Source organism: Microbacterium sp. NPDC055312 (assembly GCF_053645675.1).
The window spans coordinates 611,204-626,346 of sequence record NZ_JBSHMU010000001.1 but is presented as its reverse complement, the minus strand read 5'-3'; the positions used below and the strand labels follow the sequence as shown (position 1 = coordinate 626,346).

16 protein-coding genes and 1 tRNA gene are annotated in these 15,143 nt (G+C 69.4%); 9 read left to right on the top strand and 8 right to left on the bottom strand.

Annotated elements, in window-relative coordinates; translation table 11 throughout:
* Positions 1–71: 71 nt before the first annotated feature.
* Positions 72–1,553 carry an alanine/glycine:cation symporter family protein gene (locus ACWIDW_RS03035; RefSeq protein ID WP_454122837.1) on the top strand — a complete coding sequence of 494 codons (1,482 nt, stop codon included), beginning with the start codon at positions 72–74 and terminating at the stop codon, positions 1,551–1,553.
* 119 nt (positions 1,554–1,672) lie between these two features.
* The gene (locus tag ACWIDW_RS03030) at positions 1,673–3,160 is read left to right on the top strand and encodes an amidohydrolase (protein WP_454122836.1); all 1,488 of its coding nucleotides are present in this window, start codon (positions 1,673–1,675) and stop codon (positions 3,158–3,160) included.
* Between the two features lie 74 nt (positions 3,161–3,234).
* On the opposite strand, the gene ACWIDW_RS03025 is transcribed toward ACWIDW_RS03030, so the two are convergent.
* Complete coding sequence (locus tag ACWIDW_RS03025) at positions 3,235–3,720, bottom strand: Dps family protein (protein ID WP_454122834.1); 486 nt, start codon at positions 3,718–3,720, stop codon at positions 3,235–3,237.
* A 140-nt stretch (positions 3,721–3,860) separates the two neighbouring features.
* Between ACWIDW_RS03025 and ACWIDW_RS03020 the strand changes: the two genes are divergently transcribed.
* The gene (locus tag ACWIDW_RS03020; protein ID WP_454122833.1) at positions 3,861–4,397 is read left to right on the top strand and encodes a gamma carbonic anhydrase family protein; all 537 of its coding nucleotides are present in this window, start codon (positions 3,861–3,863) and stop codon (positions 4,395–4,397) included.
* 32 nt (positions 4,398–4,429) lie between these two features.
* Positions 4,430–4,503, top strand: a tRNA-Ile gene (locus ACWIDW_RS03015).
* Positions 4,504–4,522: 19 nt separating this feature from the next.
* Here ACWIDW_RS03015 and ACWIDW_RS03010 read toward each other — a convergent pair.
* Positions 4,523–4,729 (bottom strand): CDGSH iron-sulfur domain-containing protein, encoded by a 207-nt coding sequence (locus tag ACWIDW_RS03010; protein ID WP_454122831.1) that lies wholly within the window; start codon positions 4,727–4,729, stop codon positions 4,523–4,525.
* 172 nt (positions 4,730–4,901) lie between these two features.
* Between ACWIDW_RS03010 and ACWIDW_RS03005 the strand changes: the two genes are divergently transcribed.
* Entirely contained in the window at positions 4,902–5,951 is a 1,050-nt protein-coding gene (locus ACWIDW_RS03005; RefSeq protein ID WP_454122829.1) for an iron-containing redox enzyme family protein, read from the top strand.
* On the opposite strand, the gene ACWIDW_RS03000 is transcribed toward ACWIDW_RS03005, so the two are convergent.
* Positions 5,939–6,157: a hypothetical protein gene (locus ACWIDW_RS03000; protein ID WP_454122827.1), complete on the bottom strand. Its 219-nt coding sequence runs from the start codon at positions 6,155–6,157 to the stop codon at positions 5,939–5,941. The genes ACWIDW_RS03005 and ACWIDW_RS03000 overlap by 13 nt on opposite strands.
* A 142-nt stretch (positions 6,158–6,299) precedes the next feature.
* On the opposite strand from ACWIDW_RS03000, the gene ACWIDW_RS02995 reads away from it, so the two are divergent.
* The gene (locus ACWIDW_RS02995) at positions 6,300–7,307 is read left to right on the top strand and encodes a YihY/virulence factor BrkB family protein (RefSeq protein ID WP_454122826.1); all 1,008 of its coding nucleotides are present in this window, start codon (positions 6,300–6,302) and stop codon (positions 7,305–7,307) included.
* A 5-nt stretch (positions 7,308–7,312) separates the two neighbouring features.
* Here ACWIDW_RS02995 and ACWIDW_RS02990 read toward each other — a convergent pair whose 3' ends face one another.
* Positions 7,313–8,179 carry a DUF72 domain-containing protein gene (locus ACWIDW_RS02990; protein ID WP_454122825.1) on the bottom strand — a complete coding sequence of 289 codons (867 nt, stop codon included), beginning with the start codon at positions 8,177–8,179 and terminating at the stop codon, positions 7,313–7,315.
* 95 nt (positions 8,180–8,274) lie between these two features.
* Here ACWIDW_RS02990 and ACWIDW_RS02985 point away from each other — a divergent pair, with 95 nt between their 5' ends.
* Positions 8,275–8,481: a hypothetical protein gene (locus tag ACWIDW_RS02985; protein ID WP_454122823.1), complete on the top strand. Its 207-nt coding sequence runs from the start codon at positions 8,275–8,277 to the stop codon at positions 8,479–8,481.
* A gap of 7 nt (positions 8,482–8,488) precedes the next feature.
* Here the strand turns inward: ACWIDW_RS02985 and ACWIDW_RS02980 are convergent, their stop codons facing one another.
* Positions 8,489–9,754: an alpha/beta fold hydrolase gene (locus ACWIDW_RS02980; protein ID WP_454122821.1), complete on the bottom strand. Its 1,266-nt coding sequence runs from the start codon at positions 9,752–9,754 to the stop codon at positions 8,489–8,491.
* The gene (locus ACWIDW_RS02975) at positions 9,754–11,772 is read right to left on the bottom strand and encodes a DUF262 domain-containing protein (protein ID WP_454122820.1); all 2,019 of its coding nucleotides are present in this window, start codon (positions 11,770–11,772) and stop codon (positions 9,754–9,756) included. Before ACWIDW_RS02975 ends, ACWIDW_RS02980 begins: the two co-directional genes overlap by 1 nt.
* 171 nt (positions 11,773–11,943) lie before the next feature.
* On the opposite strand from ACWIDW_RS02975, the gene ACWIDW_RS02970 reads away from it, so the two are divergent.
* Positions 11,944–12,717 (top strand): hypothetical protein, encoded by a 774-nt coding sequence (locus tag ACWIDW_RS02970; protein ID WP_071643496.1) that lies wholly within the window; start codon positions 11,944–11,946, stop codon positions 12,715–12,717.
* Positions 12,718–12,925: 208 nt separating this feature from the next.
* Positions 12,926–13,429 carry a DUF3145 domain-containing protein gene (locus ACWIDW_RS02965; protein ID WP_313357983.1) on the top strand — a complete coding sequence of 168 codons (504 nt, stop codon included), beginning with the start codon at positions 12,926–12,928 and terminating at the stop codon, positions 13,427–13,429.
* 151 nt (positions 13,430–13,580) lie between these two features.
* Here the strand turns inward: ACWIDW_RS02965 and ACWIDW_RS02960 are convergent, their stop codons facing one another.
* Entirely contained in the window at positions 13,581–14,816 is a 1,236-nt protein-coding gene (locus tag ACWIDW_RS02960) for a beta-ketoacyl-[acyl-carrier-protein] synthase family protein (protein WP_454122818.1), read from the bottom strand.
* A gap of 78 nt (positions 14,817–14,894) precedes the next feature.
* Positions 14,895–15,143 (bottom strand): acyl carrier protein, encoded by a 249-nt coding sequence (locus tag ACWIDW_RS02955; protein WP_071641880.1) that lies wholly within the window; start codon positions 15,141–15,143, stop codon positions 14,895–14,897.

Genomic DNA, 15,143 nt, shown 5'->3' with positions numbered 1-15,143 from the left:
GATCAAACCTGAATGCGCGCTGTGAATATGATGGCGGAGTCCGTTTGCAACGTCGCATGACAGGAGACCTCATGGATCTTTCCGCGCTGCAGGGCGTGCTCGAGAACATCAGCTCATGGATCTGGGGGCCGTGGCTCCTCATCCCACTGCTGCTCGGCACCGGCCTCTACCTCACCATCCGCCTGGGCGGACTGCAGTTCATCCGCCTCGGCGCAGCGCTGCGCCTCGGCCTGTTCACCCGCAAGGACCCCGGTTCCGACGGTGACATCTCGCAGTTCCAGGCGCTGACCACGGCTCTCGCCGCCACGGTGGGCACCGGCAACATCGTCGGCGTCGCCACCGCCATCGGCATCGGCGGCCCCGGTGCGCTGTTCTGGATGTGGGTGACCGGCCTGCTCGGCATGGCGTCGAAGTACTCCGAGGCGTTCCTCGGCGTGCGCTTCCGCACCACCGACTCCGCCGGCGAGAAGAACGGCGGACCGCAGTACTACCTCGAGCGCGGCATCCCGAACCGGTTCGGCAAGTTCCTCGCGATCTTCTTCGCCGTCGCCGCGGTCATCGCCTGCTTCGGCATCGGCAACATGACCCAGGGCAACTCGATCTCGGCCAACCTCGAGAACAGCTTCAACGTGCCCACTTGGGTCACCGGCATCCTGCTCACCGTGTTCGCCCTGCTGGTCCTCGTCGGCGGGATCAAGTCGATCGGGCGCGTCACCGCCGGTCTCGTGCCAGTGATGATCATCTTCTACGTGCTGGGTGCCGTCTACATCCTCATCGCCAACATCGGTGGCGTGCCGGCGGCCTTCGCGCAGATCTTCACCGACGCGTTCACCGGCACGAGCGCCGTCGGAGGATTCGCGGGTTCGGCGATCATCATCGCCGTGCAGTACGGCGTCGCGCGCGGCATCTTCTCGAACGAGTCGGGCATGGGCTCGGCCGCGATCGCCGCCGCGGCGGCCAAGACCAGTCACCCCGTGCGACAGGGTCTGGTGTCGATGACGCAGACGTTCATCGACACGATCATCGTCGTCACCTGCACCGGCCTGGTGATCATCACCACCGGCGTGTGGAACATGACGGACCCGGCCACGGGCAAGCAGTTCGACCCTGCGGTGATGACCGGAGAGGCGTTCTCGCACGGCTTGCCCGGCGAGTGGGGCCACTACATCGTGACGATCGGTCTCGTGCTGTTCGCGGGTTCGACGATCCTCGGCTGGTCGTACTACGGCGAGCGCAGCATCGAGCGTCTCATCGGGCGTCGGGCGGTGATGCCGTTCCGCGTGATCTTCTCGCTGGTCGTCTTCATCGGCTGCACCGTGCAGCTCGGCGTGGTGTGGGCCTTCTCGGACGTGATGAACGGCCTCATGGCGCTGCCGAACCTCATCGGGCTGCTGCTGCTCTCGGGCCTCGTGGCCCGCGAGACGAAGAAGTACCTCGACAACGACCCGAAGCTCACCGCGACACCCGAAGAGGTCAACGCGTTCATGGCCGGCGATCAGGCGTTCGAGGACTGGAAGACGCAGGCGATCCCGGTCGTCAAGACCAAGGTGTGAGATCCCGTTCGGCCGGGACGGTCATAGGCTTGCAGGGTGCGTCACAACCCCAGCTTCGCCATGACCGACCCGGCCGAACTGCGTCGGGTCATCGAACGCCATCCGAGGGGAGGTCGCCCGTGATCGGGCGTGGCGACCGTGTCGACGTCGTGCGCGCGGTCCGACTCAGCGGGCCGCTGGCGCTGACCTTCGGCGACGAGCCCGTCGATCTCGTCATCCGCGACGGCCGCATCGCCGACATCGCCCCGACCGGGGTGCTGCCCGCCCGCGGGGTCGTGCTCGACGGCGAGGGCGGCCGGGTGATTCCGGGGCTCTGGGACCACCACGTGCACACGGTGCAGTGGGCACTGGACGCCGAACGGGTGCAGCTCGGCGAGGCGGCCAGCGCCGCCGAGGCGGCGCGCATGATGGCATCCGCGGTGCCGCTGGCCGACGACCGCGTGATCGGTGCGGGCATGCGCGACGCGCTGTGGCCCGACGAGCCGTCGCTGGAGGCCCTCGACGCGGCGTGCGGCGACCGGGCCGCGTACGCCGTCAACATGGACGTGCACAGCGTCTGGCTGAACTCCGCAGCCTTCCGCCGCGAGGGCTTCGCACCGACCGCGGACGGGATGCTGCGTGAAGAGGACGCGTTCGAGATCTCGCGGCGGCTGAACACCGCCGATGACGCGATGGCGGATGCTGCCGTGCTGCGCGCCGCCGAGCGGGCGGCTGCGCGCGGCATCACGGGGATCGTCGACTTCGACATGGCGTGGAACGCGGAAGCGTGGCAGCGCAGGTCGGCCACCGGATTCGACGCGCACCGGGTGGAGTTCGCCTTCTACGCGACGAACCTCGAGCGGGCGGTCGCCGAGGGCCTGCGCACCCGAGAGCTGCTGGCGGGAACAGACGGGCTGGTGCGTGTGGGTGCGCTCAAGCTCATCACCGACGGGTCGCTCGGCACGCGCACCGCTGCCTGCTCGCACGCTTACGGTGATGATCCGAGCAACTTCGGGTCGTTCACGATCGACCCGGACGCCGTGCGCGAGTACCTCACGGTCGCGACGGGGGCGGGGCTCGACGTGGCGGTGCACGCCATCGGCGACCGCGCGGTGGCGTCGGCTCTGGACGCCTTCACCTACACCCAGGCGCGGGGCACGATCGAGCACGCCCAGCTCGTGCGGCACGCGGACCTCGCCCGCTTCGCGCGGCTGGGCGTCGTCGCGAGCGTACAGCCCGAGCACGCGGTCGACGACCGCGACCTGGTGGGCACGCTGTGGCAGCATCAGCAGGCGATCAGCCATCCCGTGGCATCCCTGCTGGCGGCAGGCATCCCCGTCCGATTCGGGTCGGATGCCCCCGTGGCACCGCTGGATCCCTGGTTGACGATCGCCGCCGCTGTGCACCGCACCGGCGACCAGCGCGAGCCGTGGCACCCCGAGGAGCGCGTGTCGATCGACGCGGCGCTGCGTGCCAGCAGTCATCACGGCGAGACGGAGCTCGAGATCGGCGGCCTCGCCGACATGGCGCTCTGCGCCGGCGACCCGCTCACCGCGGATCGCGAGGAACTGCGTCGGATGCCCGTGACCGCCACCCTGCTCGGCGGGCGCTTCACTTATCTGGCCTGATGGAGGAAGGCGGAACGCCCGACCCCGTTGTCGGGAGTCGGGCGTCCAGGCGGTGCCCTGTGCCTGTCGAAAGGTCAGGCCGCGATGTGCGAGATGAGGAACCAGCGGTCCTTCTCGAGACCGCGCTGGATCTCGATCGCCACGTCCTGGCTGGTGAGGTCGACCTCGTCGAGACCGTCGACGGCGGCCTTCACGTCGACGAGGATCGCGTCGATGTCGCCGATCACGGCACGGATGAGCTCATCCGACTGCTCGAAGCCCGCCGGCACGGCCGTGCTGCCGGCCCGCTCGGCCACGGTCTGCACCCGGGCGTCGATGGGCAGACCGAGGGCGACGATGCGCTCCGCGGCCGTGTCGGCGAAGTCTCCGGCGTGCGCCACGATCGTGTCGAGCAGCTCGTGGACGCCGACGAAGTTCGCCCCGCGGACATGCCAGTGCGCCTGCTTGCCGTTGACGGTGAGGGCCTGCAGGCCGTGCACCACGGGGGAGAGGAACTGTGCGGCGGCAGCGGCGACGGTCGGGTCGACAGCGATGCTGGGAACGGTCTGGGCCTTGCTCATGTGAACCTCCGAGGTGTCTGCTTGCACGTCTACTGAGTACAACGCTACTCGGCGCGAACCATTCCGCAAGCAAGCGTAGGCAACGCTTACCGGCCCGATCTTCCGCGGGATCACGCGGAAGTGAGGGTAGTCTCGCCTTCATGAGCATCGCCGCGAACGCCTCCGTCATCGCCCTCGGAACGCAGGTCCCCCGCATCGCCGCCGGCGCCTTCGTCGCAGACGGTGCGCGCATCGTCGGCGATGCCACCCTGGGCGATGCCGCGAGCGTCTGGTACAACGCGGTGCTGCGTGCGGACTCGGCATCCATCACCGTAGGGGCCCGCAGCAACGTGCAGGACAACGTCTCGGTGCACGTCGACCGCGAGCATCCCGTCGTCATCGGCGACGATGTCTCGATCGGCCACAACGCGGTCGTGCACGGCTGCACGATCGGCGACGGCTCGCTCGTCGGCCTGGGTGCCGTCGTGCTCAGCGGTGCGGTGATCGGGGCCGGATGCCTGATCGCCGGCGGAGCGGTCGTGCTGGGCGGCACCCGGGTGCCGGAGGGATCGCTCGTGGCGGGCGTGCCCGCGAAGGTGCGCAGGGCGCTCACCGACGACGAGCGTCGTGGGCTCATCGCCAACGCCGAGATCTACCTCGAGCACACCCGCACGCACGCGTCCGCGCGGACGCGGTAGCGGCCCGCCCGGACGGTAGGCTGGTGGTCTACGGGGCGGTGGCCAAGCTGGTTAAGGCAGTGGGCTCATAACCCAACGATCGTCGGTTCAAGTCCGACCCGCCCTACGCGTCTGCGCCTGTCCGCTCAGTCGTCGCTGCGGAATCCGGATGTCTTGTGCGCGCCGTCGCAGAACGGCTTGATCGACGACAGCCCGCAGCGGCACAGCGCGATCGTGCGACGCCGACGTTCGATCGGCCGACCCGCAGCCGACTGCAGCTCGACGTCTCCTCGCACGAGCAGCGGGCCGTCGGTGCACGCGGTGATCGTCGGCGCTTCGTCTCTCGCGGTCATGTGAACTCCTCGCCCGGGGTGAGATCCCACCCTCCCGCGCGCCCGCGGTGGACGCCAGGGTCTTGACGGCCGGCTGCGCGCCGTGTCAAGGCCTGTGCCCCGGCGGACGGACCCGCCCTAGGGTGGTCGCAGCCGGCCGCACCGGCCGGAACACGCCTGACGAAGGAGCACCATGACGCTCACCCTCTCCTCCGACGCGACGGCCGTCGCCATCACCGCGCGCGGGCCGCTCAGTGCCGAGCTGCTCGAGGTGCTCACCGACCGTTCCCCCGAGCGTGCGGAGCGTCTGCCTCAGCTGGCCCGCGACGCGGTTCTCGTCGAGGACCCGATCACCGACGACGACGTGCAGCTCTCGCTCTACCTGCTCTACTGCGTGGCATACGGGTCGCTGCCGCAATTCGGCGCGCATTGGGAGTGGGACGTCTCGCTGCTCACCGCGCGCGCCGTGCTCGAGCGCGCCTTCGAGGACGCCGTGCGCGCCGCGGTGCCGCTGCCCGACAGCCCGGAGCCGACACAGGACGCCGTCGCCGCGGCATTGTTCGCGCTGGCCGCGCCGCAGCCGGGACCGAGCCTGTCGCACTTCGTGAGCCGGAAGGCCGATGTCGAGCAGGCGCGCGAGCTGCTCATGCAGCGCAGCATCTACACGCTGCGGGAGGCCGACGCGCATTCCTGGGCGATCCCCCGGCTGACAGGGCGCGCCAAGGCCGCGCTCATCGAGATCCAGGCCGATGAGTACGGCGGGGGACGAGTCGAACGTATGCACCAGGTGATGTTCGCCGACGCGATGCGCGGTGCGGGCCTCGATGACACCTACGGCGCGTACGTCGACGCCGTGCCCGCGATCACCTTCGCCTCGTTCAACCTGATGACGATGTTCGCCCTGAACCGCCGACTGCAGGGCGCCGTGGTGGGACACCTCGCCGCTTTCGAGATGACCTCGTCTCTGCCGAGTCGCGCGATCGCCGAGGGGCTGAGGCGGGTCGGTTTCGGTGACGACGTCGCGGCGTATTACGACGAGCACGTGGAGGCCGACGCGGTGCACGAGCAGATCGCGGCGCGCGACCTGGCCGGCTCTCTGGCCGAGGACGCGCCCGAGCTTCTCGACGACATCCTCTTCGGAGCCGCGGCCTGCCTCGCCATCGACGGATGGGCGGGGGAGCACATCCTGCACGCCTGGGAGGCCGGCCGCAGCTCGCTTCGGGTCGAGCGTCAGCCGGCCTGATCGGACTCAGACGCCGACGCGGGTGCCTGATCGGCGGTATCGCTCTGCGGCCCGCCGATCACGCCGATGCCCACCGCTTCGTGGTCGGGCTCGGGGTCGTCCGGATGCTCGACCTTGGGCTCCTCGCCCGGCTCCTTCTCGGTGCTCGGCTCTTCCAGCTCCTCCGTGGTGGGTTCCTCGTCGGGCTGCTCGTGGATGTTCGACATGTGGGCTCCTTTCCGCTTCCACCGTCGTCGGCGCGAGCCGGCCGGGCAACGGGGTTGACCGGCGGACGGAGCCGGGTAGCATCGCGCTCGGATCGGATGCAAGGCCGGTGCTTCCCGCGCCGGCATGCGGCATCCTGATCCCATGACCACTGATGCGCGGGACTCCGACGTCGACCACGACGGTGAGCGTCGGGAGGCGACGGCGCTCATCGTCCGGCGTGTCGCGCGAGGGTTCTTCCGCACCTACTGCCCGGATGCCGCGGCGGGGCTGACGTTCTACGCGATCCTCGCGATGTTCCCCGCACTGATCGCGGCGTTCTCGGTCATCGGCGTGTTCGGCGAGAAGCGCGGTGCGGCCGATGCCGTGCTCGACCTGCTGCGCGAGGTCGCGCCGAAAGACATCGTGCAGGCGCTGCGGCGTCCGCTCGAGCAGATCGCGTCGACGGCCGGCGCGGGCTGGCTGATCGTGCTGGCGCTCGTGTTCGCGCTGTGGTCGGTCGCCCGATACGTCACCGCGCTCGGCCGAGCGATGAACCGCATCTACGGTGTGCCCGAGGGACGGATGTTCTGGAAGGCGAAGCCGACGCACCTGCTGGTCACCCTCGCCGTGTTCGTGCTGGTCACGATCGCCTGCGCCCTGGCGGCTCTCAGCTGGCCCCTCGCGCAGGCGCTGGGCCGATCGCTGGGCGCGGGCGAGGCCGCGCTGACCGTCTGGCGCATCGCGCGCTGGCCCGCCGTCGCCCTGGTCGTCTGCGTGATCGTGGCGATCCTCTACTACTTCGCGCCGAACGTCGACCACCCCCGCTTCCGACTGATGAGCGTGGGCGCCCTGGTCGCGATCGCCGTCTTCGCCCTGGCATCCGTCGGCTTCGGGTTCTACGTCAGCCACCTCGCCGACTACGACCGGATCTACGGATCCTTCGCCGGCGTCGTGATCTTCCTGCTGTGGCTGTGGATCGGCAACATCGCCCTGCTCATCGGCGCCCTGTTCGACGCCGAACTCGAGCGCGTGCGAGAGCTGCGTCGTGGGGTTCCCGCCGAGCGCGAGCTGCAGGTGCCGCTGCGCGACACCACGCGAGTCGAGAAGACGTCGGAGAACGATGTCGCTGACGAACGGCTCGCGCGCCGGCTGCGCCGCTCGCGGCGCTGATCGCGTCAGCGGTCGCTCGGATCGTCGCCGACCAGTCGCGCGAGCGCCAGGGCGTCGTGCGGCGCATGACCGCGAGCGTCGTTGTCGAAGTAGACGAAGACGTCCCGGCCCGCTCCCTGCGACGCCCAGCGACGGCACCGCTGCGCCCAGCCGTCGAGCTCGTCAGACGTGTACCCGCTCGTGTACAGCTCGGATGCGCCGTGCAGCCGCACGTAGACGAGGTTCGCGTCGCCGGGCTCGAACCGGGGCCACCTGCCGGCCGTGTCTGCAACGGTGAGAGCGACCCCGTGCCGGTTCAGGATCTCTGCCAGACGCGGATCGTCGAAGGTGGCCGAGCGCGGCTCGAGGGCGTAGCGCAGCGGGCGATCCTCGACATCCTCCAGCCAGATGCGGTCGCGCATCCGTGCGTCATGCCGCGCACCGAGGGCTTTCGCCTCGGCTGTGCTGCGCGGCAGCCCGGCGAGGAAGGCGTCGAGGACATCAGGGTCGAACTCCTGTCGCTCGGGCAGCTGCCAGAGGATCGGCCCGAGCGTCGGTCCGAGCGCGAGCACACCGGAGGCGAAGAAGTTCGCCAGCGCGACGGTGGTCTCGCGCAGGCGGAGCATGTGCGAGATGTACCGGGACCCTTTCACCGCGAACGTGAACTGATCAGGCACCGCCTCGCGCCAGCGCAGATAGCTCTTCGGGCGCTGCAGCGAGTAGAACGAGCCGTTGAGCTCGACTGTGGAGAAGTGCTCGCCGATGTACGCCAGCTCGGCACGCTGCACCAGGCCTTCGGGATAGAAGTCACCGCGCCACGAGCTGTACCGCCACCCGGATGTCCCGACGCGGATGCGCGGCGGCGGGGAGGCGGAGCGATCAGGCGGCGTCATCCCGATCACCATAGGCGCGGGCACGGATCGGCGCGACGGCCTTGACGCGGAACGGGACTGAGGTCACGCTGGGAATCATCGCGGAGGAGGACGACATGAGCGGTCATCACGACGATGAGAGCATCGGGATCCCCGAGGCGGATGCCGTGGAGCAGAGTCGCGAGGCCGTCGAGGAGCCGCACGATCCCGAGCGCACCACGACCCACCCCCTGCCCGACGGGGTCGACGCCGACCCGGCAGACGTCATCGATCAGAGCGTCGACGTCCCCGTGGACGACGACGGACGCGACGAGACGATCTGAGCGCCGCTCAGCGCACGCGGCGGTCGTGCGCGAGATCGATCAGGCGGGGAAGCACGTCGCCGGCGCGCAGGCCGTTGTGCTCGTGCTCGCTCGTCACCCAGGTGCGCACCCCGGGAAGCAGCCGGGCGGTCTCCATCGAGAACTCGTACGGCACGTACACGTCGTCGACGTAGACCGCGGCCGCGCCGACGGCTCCGGATGCCTGCACCGCGGCCGCGTCGTAGATCCGCGGCCACTCGTGCTCCGCCAGCGCGAGGGCGACGTCGCGCCAGGGGCGGAACGCCGGCACCGTCTCCGTCCAGTCGCGGCGGATGTGCTCGCCGGTGAAGAGCGTCGGATCGGCGGCGAAGTCCGCCGGCTCCATGCGCTCCGCCGACCAGCGGCTGGCGTGGCCTGACGCGTAGCTCGACTCGTGGAACACGAAGTAGAGCGGGTTGCGCCCGTCGTACGGCATCGCCGCGGCCAGGTCGTGGCGAAAGGCGTTCGAGGTGGGATCCAGCTCGAGCAGCGACCAGAGCGACTGCCAGCCGTCGTTCGTGCCCAGAGCGGAGCCCGCCGAGCGCAGCCGCGACAGCGAGACCACCTCGCCGTCGGGCAGCGTGAGAGCGCCCGCGAGCGCGAGGTCTGCGAGCCGGCGCATCCGGTCGCGATGCTCGGGGAAGCGCCGATAGTACCGCTCGGAGGCGTCGCGCATCTTGTCGTAGCAGAGCGCGTACACCTCGTCGGGGGAGCGATCGAGCGTGCTCAGACCGCCCGTGATGTAGACCCGCTCGAGCGATGACGCGTCGGTCGACAGGTAGGCGAGGGTCGTGAACCCGCCGAACGACTGCCCGAGCACATTCCAGCGCTCCGCGCCGAGATGCTCGCGGAACGCCTCGCAGTCGCGCACGATGGCATCCGCCCGCAGATGCGTGAGGTGCTCGGCGACCGCCTCCGCGCCTCGCACGAGGTCCCCGTCTCCGACCGGCGTCGAGCGCCCCGTCCCGCGCTGATCGAGCAGCACGACGCGATGCTCGGCGAGAGCGGCATCCAGCCACGACGGAGCCGACGGCGAGTGGAACGGCCGGGGTGCCTCGTGTCCGGGACCGCCCTGCAGGAACACCAGGTAGGGCAGATCCTCGCCGCCGTCACGGCTGACGACGGCGGCGAAGACGTCGATCGTGCGCGTGTCGGCCGCATCGCCCCACACCAGGGGGAGGGTGAGGGTGTGCTCTTCGACGGTGAGGTCCTGCATGCGCCGCACGGTGGTCCTGGCGGTGATGGTCGCGGTCATCACATCACGTTCCCTATGTACGAGTACTTCACGAACACCTCGGCGGCGATGCCGGACTCCTCCAGCACGCCCTGCAGGGCCGTCATCATGTAGTGCGAATCCCAGCCCATGTAGAGGAAGTGCGATTCGTCGAGCTCATCCCACTGGCCCTTCCAGGCCATCTCGCCGTAGATCGGGCCGCCGTGCTTCGCGCTGTACGAGAGCGCGGCGGCGCGGTCGTCGGTCCACGCGCGACGGAAGATGCGGTTGAACAGCGCGCGCACATCCTTGATCTCCCAGTGCTCACCGCGATACTCGCAGTAGTCGAACTCGCGATCCCACCCGGCCGGCCAGCCGCGTCGGCGCACCGCATCGAGCACGGGTGTGAGCCCGTCGTCGTCGATCTCACCCGCATCCGGCCGGGGCCAGATCCGCAGCAGCTCCGCGGTCAGCCGCACCGTGCGGGCGGCGATGGCCGCCGTGTTCCACGCCGGGATCTCCGCCAGCTCCCTCGTGGCAGAGACGGCGCTGCGGGCGTAGGCGAGATCGCGCTTCTCGGGGAACGACGCGCCGAACACGCGCAGGGTGAGCGAGTCCTCGAGCAGCGTGAGGTTGCCGAGTGTCGGAGTCAGCGCCCGGTGCGCGTTCTGCTCGTCTTCGCTGTACTCGTTCCACGGCCGGATGCCGTCGCCGCTCCAGGTCGTGGCGGGAACAGGCGGGACGATGGTCTCCACGTCGTAGTCGGACAGGTCGTCGACGCCCTCGATCCGTCCGAGCACGTAGGCGGGGTGGGGGAGTTCGCCGTACTTCAGCACCGCGCTGACCCGCTCGTCGGACGGCATGATGCGGCCGATGGCCCGCATCAGCGCGTCGTGACCCTCGCTGCGCGCGCGGCACAGCCGGGCGATGAGACGGTCGGCCGGAAGCCCGACGATCGCGCGGCGCAGGAACAGCGCCTGCACCCACTCCAGCACGTCGATGAGCTGCTCGCGCGGGATGACGCCACGGCGGTGATCGGCGTAGGCGCTCATCACCAGCGGGTACGCGGTGCGTCCGAACGTGTTCAGCAGCTCCAGCTGCAGTCGGAGGTCGGTGTCCGACTCGCGAGCGGGATCGAGCAGGATGCCGTAGATCTCGGCGTACTCGCGCCAGACGGCCGCATCGTGGCGGAGGTGCTCGAGATCGAGCCGGGGGAACGACCCGCGGAACGCCGCGTACACGCCGTGCTCGCCCGCCGCGTCGATCTCCCGCCCGGTCGTCATCACGAGGTAGTGGCGCCAGAAGGCGCCGATCGTCTCGCCGGTGTGCTGCTCGATCGGCAGCCAGAACTCCCGCTCGATCCGCAGCTGCTCGGCGTGCGAGAGGCCCATCAGGATGTAGTTGTGGATCAGCTCGTGATCGCGCAGCGGGCGCCCGGTCGAGTTCAGGCTCTCGAAGATCTGCTGAGCGCTGGCCTGGGGTCCGAGCGTTATCGACACGTGCTCGAGACGCTGCAGGCCACGCCAGATGGCGGGGGCCTCGTCGGCGTGCACCTGGCTGCGGAAGAACGCGTAGTTGTCGTCGAAGCGCGACTCGCGATCCGCGTCATCGCGCCGATCGAGCACCACCGACTCGTAGAGGCCGGCCCATTCGTCGTGAGGGCGCAGCTTCGTGCGCGCGGGATCGTCGGCGCGCACGAGCACCCGCTGCAGCTCGGCGGCGAAGGCCGGGTCGCTCTCGCGGACGGTGTGATGCAGCGCGGCGATGAGCAGCATGATCGTCGTGATCCGCTGCTGGCCGTCGATGAGGATCAGGTCGTCATCCGCCGCGCCCGCAGCGGTGGAGGCGGCATCCCGGCCCGAGAGGATCGACCCGATGAAGTGCCGGTGACCGTCGTTTTCGCCGGCCACGGCCCGGATGTCGGAGAGCAGCTTCTCGCAGCCGCCGATGTCCCACCGGTACTGGCGCTGATAGACCGGGACGACGATGTTCGTCGCCGAAGCGGAGAGCCATTCGATCGTTCCCGTCGCGTGTGCCTCGACATTGGTGGCCGTTGCCATGACTGCGTGATTCCTCCGGATGGCGGGGTGACGAGCCGCCGCATCGAGTCTAGTCCGGGGCGATTTTCTCTGGCCGAGCAGCCGGGGTGCGTCCAGGCCCCCGATGTAGGCTTGCCTAAGTAGGGCCTGTTAAAACGTGCTGGCCCATTACGAAAGGACATGACTCAGATCATGGGATACATCAAGTCCGCAGCCCTCGAAGACAAGGGATTCGTCATCCTCGACAGCTACGGCGGGGAGATGGACCCGAAGGAATGGCTCGACATCGAGTATGTCGACTGGAAGTCTTCGGGCGACACCCGCTTCTCGCCTCTCGCCAGCGCCAAGGGCGAGATCGAGTGCAACGGCTTCTGGAACCACAAGCCGCCGCGCACCGACAAGGACGGCGTCTGGATCGACTCGCAGACCGCGATCGCCCCGACCCTGACCGCTCGCGCCAAGGAACCGGGTGCCAACGTCGGGCGCTGCCGCGTCATCGAGCTGCAGCCGACCCCGTACGGCGAGTGCCTGTACAACCTGCACCAGGATGACAACAACCGTCTGAACCCCGACGGCACCGGCTGGGTCGTGCGCGGGTTCTTCAACCTCACCGACGACAAGGACAGCTACTTCGTCCTGCGTGAGAACCGCACCGACCCGAGCGTGGAGTACCGCATCGCCCTTCCGGCCGGTGCTCAGCTCATCGTCGACACCCAGCGTCTGTGGCACGCGACCACCCACAACGGCACCGAGCCGCGCTACTGCCTGATCACCTCGTGGGAGTCGGGCCCCGAGCTCGACGCCTACATCGAGAAGTACCACGGCACCGACCAGCACGAGCAGGTCGAGGTGCCGCAGGACGTGCTCGAGGCCGGCTACGCGGAGCAGGCCCGCCGGGATGCCGCTCGCGCGGCCTACTACGCCGCGAAGGGCCAGCAGGCCAAGCTCGCGATGAGCGAGGCGTAACCCTTCGACAGGCTCAGGGACCCTTCGACAGGCTCAGGGACCCATGACAGAGCGGCCCCGGTCATTGCGACCGGGGCCGCTCTGGCATCCGGAATCACACGCTTGTGATTCCCGCGGTTCTGGGCGATAATCGCCGTACAACCGCATAGTTCGCCGCATCTTCGGTTCAGGTCGTAGGGGAAGACGTACCTGATGAAACGGAGAGATCATGGCGACGGGATACGCACGCGGAGTGGTGTTCATCCACTCCGCTCCACGCGCGCTCTGCCCGCACCTCGAATGGGCGGTCGGACGCGCCATCGGTCGTGCCGTCAACTTCGACTGGAGCGACCAGCCCGTGCAGCAGGGCACCCGCCGCGCGGAGTTCTACTGGGATGCGCCCGCTGGCACCGGTGCGGCGCTCGCGACGGCGATCCGCGGCTGGGAGCATCTGCGCTTCGAGGTGTCGGAGGACCCGACACCCGCCAGCGAGGGCGGCCGCTGGCTGCACACGCCCGATCTCGGCATCCACTACGCCCAGACCGATTCGGCGGGCAACATCGTGATCGGCGAAGACCGCATCCGGTACGCGATGGAGATCGCCGCCGGCAACGCGGCCGAGCTGCAGCGCGAACTCGACGTCGCTCTCGGCTCGGCGTGGGATGAGGAGCTCGAGCCGTTCCGGCACGCCGGCGACGACACGCACGTCGTCTGGCTGCACAAGGTCGGCTGATCGGGCCGACGCCGCCGCACAGGACGTGCGGGCGAGGCGCGAGTAGCGGGATCCGGTGATCGCACCCGGGGACCGGGAAAGCGAATCTCCCGCATCAGACAGAAGCCCCCGCCGGGGAAGGCGGGGGCTTCGTCGCGTCGGTGCGGTCGGGTCAGGCGCTGCGGAACGCGACGACCGCGTTGTGACCGCCGAAGCCGAACGAGTTGCTGATCGCGAGCAGGTCGCCCTCACCCAGCTGCTGCGGCTCGGTGGAGAGCTTGAACGGCACCGCCGGATCGGGCTCGGTCATGTTGATGGTCGGGGGAGCGACGCGGTCGCGCAGCGCGAGGATCGTGAACACGGCCTCGAGCGCTCCGGTTCCGCCGAGCAGGTGGCCCGTGGATGCCTTGGTCGCCGAGACGGGGATCTCGTCGATGCGGTCGCCGAACACCCGCTTCAGCGCTTCGTACTCGTTGGGGTCTCCGACCGGAGTGGAGGTCGCGTGCGCGTTGATGTGCGCGACCTCGTCGGGCGACGCACCGGCCTGGGCGAGAGCCGCCTCGACGGCGCGGGCGGCGCCGGCCCCTTCGGGGTCGTTTCCGGTGATGTGGTACGAGTCGGCTGTCACGCCGCCGCCGACCACGTAGGCGTAGATCTTCGCCCCGCGGGCGGTGGCGTGCTCCTCGGTCTCGAGCACGAGAGCGGCGCCGCCCTCGCCCATCACGAAGCCGTCGCGGTCGATCGCGCCGGGGCGGGATGCCGTGGCCGGGTCGTCGTTGCGGCGCGAGAGCGCCTGAGCCGAGGCGAACGATGCCATCGTGATCGGGTGGATGGCCGACTCGGCGCCACCGGCGATCACGACGTCGGCGAGGCCGTCCTGCAGGTGCTCGTACGCGTTCGCGATCGACTCGGTGCTCGAAGCGCAGGCGCTGACCACGGTGCGGGCGAACGCCTTCGCGTTGAAGTGCAGGGATAGGTTGCCTGCGCCGGCGTTCGGCATGAGCATGGGCACGGTCAGCGGCATGACGCGCCGCGGACCCTTCTCACGCAGAGTGTCCCAGGCATCCAGCAGCGTCCAGACGCCGCCGATGCCGGTCGCCCAGTCGACTCCCAGACGCTCCGGGGCGACGTCGGGCGCACCCGCGTCCTCCCACGCCTCGCGAGCGGCGATCATCGCGAACTGCGTCGACGGGTCGAGGCGCTTCGCCTCGTGACGCGGCAGCACCTCTTCGGGACGCACGCTGGCCTCCGCAGCGAAGTGCACCGGGATCTGGTACTTCTCGATCCAGTCGTGCGGCAGGGTGCGGGTACCGGACTGGCCGGCGAGCAGGTTCGCCCAGTTCTCGGGAGCCGTGCCGCCCAGAGCGGACGTGGCGCCGATACCGGTGACGACGATGCGCTTGGTCATGGGAGTCCTTCGTGAGGAGGGGGATCGGTGCAGGAGGATGCCACACCCCGCGGTCCGCGGGGGTGGCATCCGCGGGTGTCACTCCTGGCCGGCGACGATGAAGTTGACGGCGTCGGCGACGGTCTTCAGGTTCTTGACCTCGTCGTCGGGGATGGTGACGCCGAACTTCTCCTCGGCGTTGACGACGATCGTCATCATCGAGATCGAGTCGATGTCGAGGTCGTCGGTGAACGACTTCTCCATCGTGACCTCGGACGCGTCGATGCCCGTCTCGTCGGTGACCAGCTCAGCAAGGCCCGCGAGGACCTCGTCGTTGGTGAGAGCCAT

Bases quoted from the DNA above. Each gene is read 5' to 3' on its own strand.
- ACWIDW_RS03035 (WP_454122837.1), top strand. From the start codon at position 72: ATGGATCTTTCCGCGCTGCAGGGCGTGCTCGAGAACATCAGCTCATGG.
- ACWIDW_RS03025 (WP_454122834.1), bottom strand. From the start codon at position 3,720: ATGAGCAAGGCCCAGACCGTTCCCAGCATCGCTGTCGACCCGACCGTC.
- ACWIDW_RS03020 (WP_454122833.1), top strand. From the start codon at position 3,861: ATGAGCATCGCCGCGAACGCCTCCGTCATCGCCCTCGGAACGCAGGTC.
- ACWIDW_RS03010 (WP_454122831.1), bottom strand. From the start codon at position 4,729: ATGACCGCGAGAGACGAAGCGCCGACGATCACCGCGTGCACCGACGGC.
- ACWIDW_RS03005 (WP_454122829.1), top strand. From the start codon at position 4,902: ATGACGCTCACCCTCTCCTCCGACGCGACGGCCGTCGCCATCACCGCG.
- ACWIDW_RS03000 (WP_454122827.1), bottom strand. From the start codon at position 6,157: ATGTCGAACATCCACGAGCAGCCCGACGAGGAACCCACCACGGAGGAG.
- ACWIDW_RS02995 (WP_454122826.1), top strand. From the start codon at position 6,300: ATGACCACTGATGCGCGGGACTCCGACGTCGACCACGACGGTGAGCGT.
- ACWIDW_RS02990 (WP_454122825.1), bottom strand. From the start codon at position 8,179: ATGACGCCGCCTGATCGCTCCGCCTCCCCGCCGCCGCGCATCCGCGTC.
- ACWIDW_RS02985 (WP_454122823.1), top strand. From the start codon at position 8,275: ATGAGCGGTCATCACGACGATGAGAGCATCGGGATCCCCGAGGCGGAT.
- ACWIDW_RS02980 (WP_454122821.1), bottom strand. From the start codon at position 9,754: ATGACCGCGACCATCACCGCCAGGACCACCGTGCGGCGCATGCAGGAC.
- ACWIDW_RS02975 (WP_454122820.1), bottom strand. From the start codon at position 11,772: ATGGCAACGGCCACCAATGTCGAGGCACACGCGACGGGAACGATCGAA.
- ACWIDW_RS02970 (WP_071643496.1), top strand. From the start codon at position 11,944: ATGGGATACATCAAGTCCGCAGCCCTCGAAGACAAGGGATTCGTCATC.
- ACWIDW_RS02965 (WP_313357983.1), top strand. From the start codon at position 12,926: ATGGCGACGGGATACGCACGCGGAGTGGTGTTCATCCACTCCGCTCCA.
- ACWIDW_RS02960 (WP_454122818.1), bottom strand. From the start codon at position 14,816: ATGACCAAGCGCATCGTCGTCACCGGTATCGGCGCCACGTCCGCTCTG.
- ACWIDW_RS02955 (WP_071641880.1), bottom strand. From the start codon at position 15,143: ATGGCTCTCACCAACGACGAGGTCCTCGCGGGCCTTGCTGAGCTGGTC.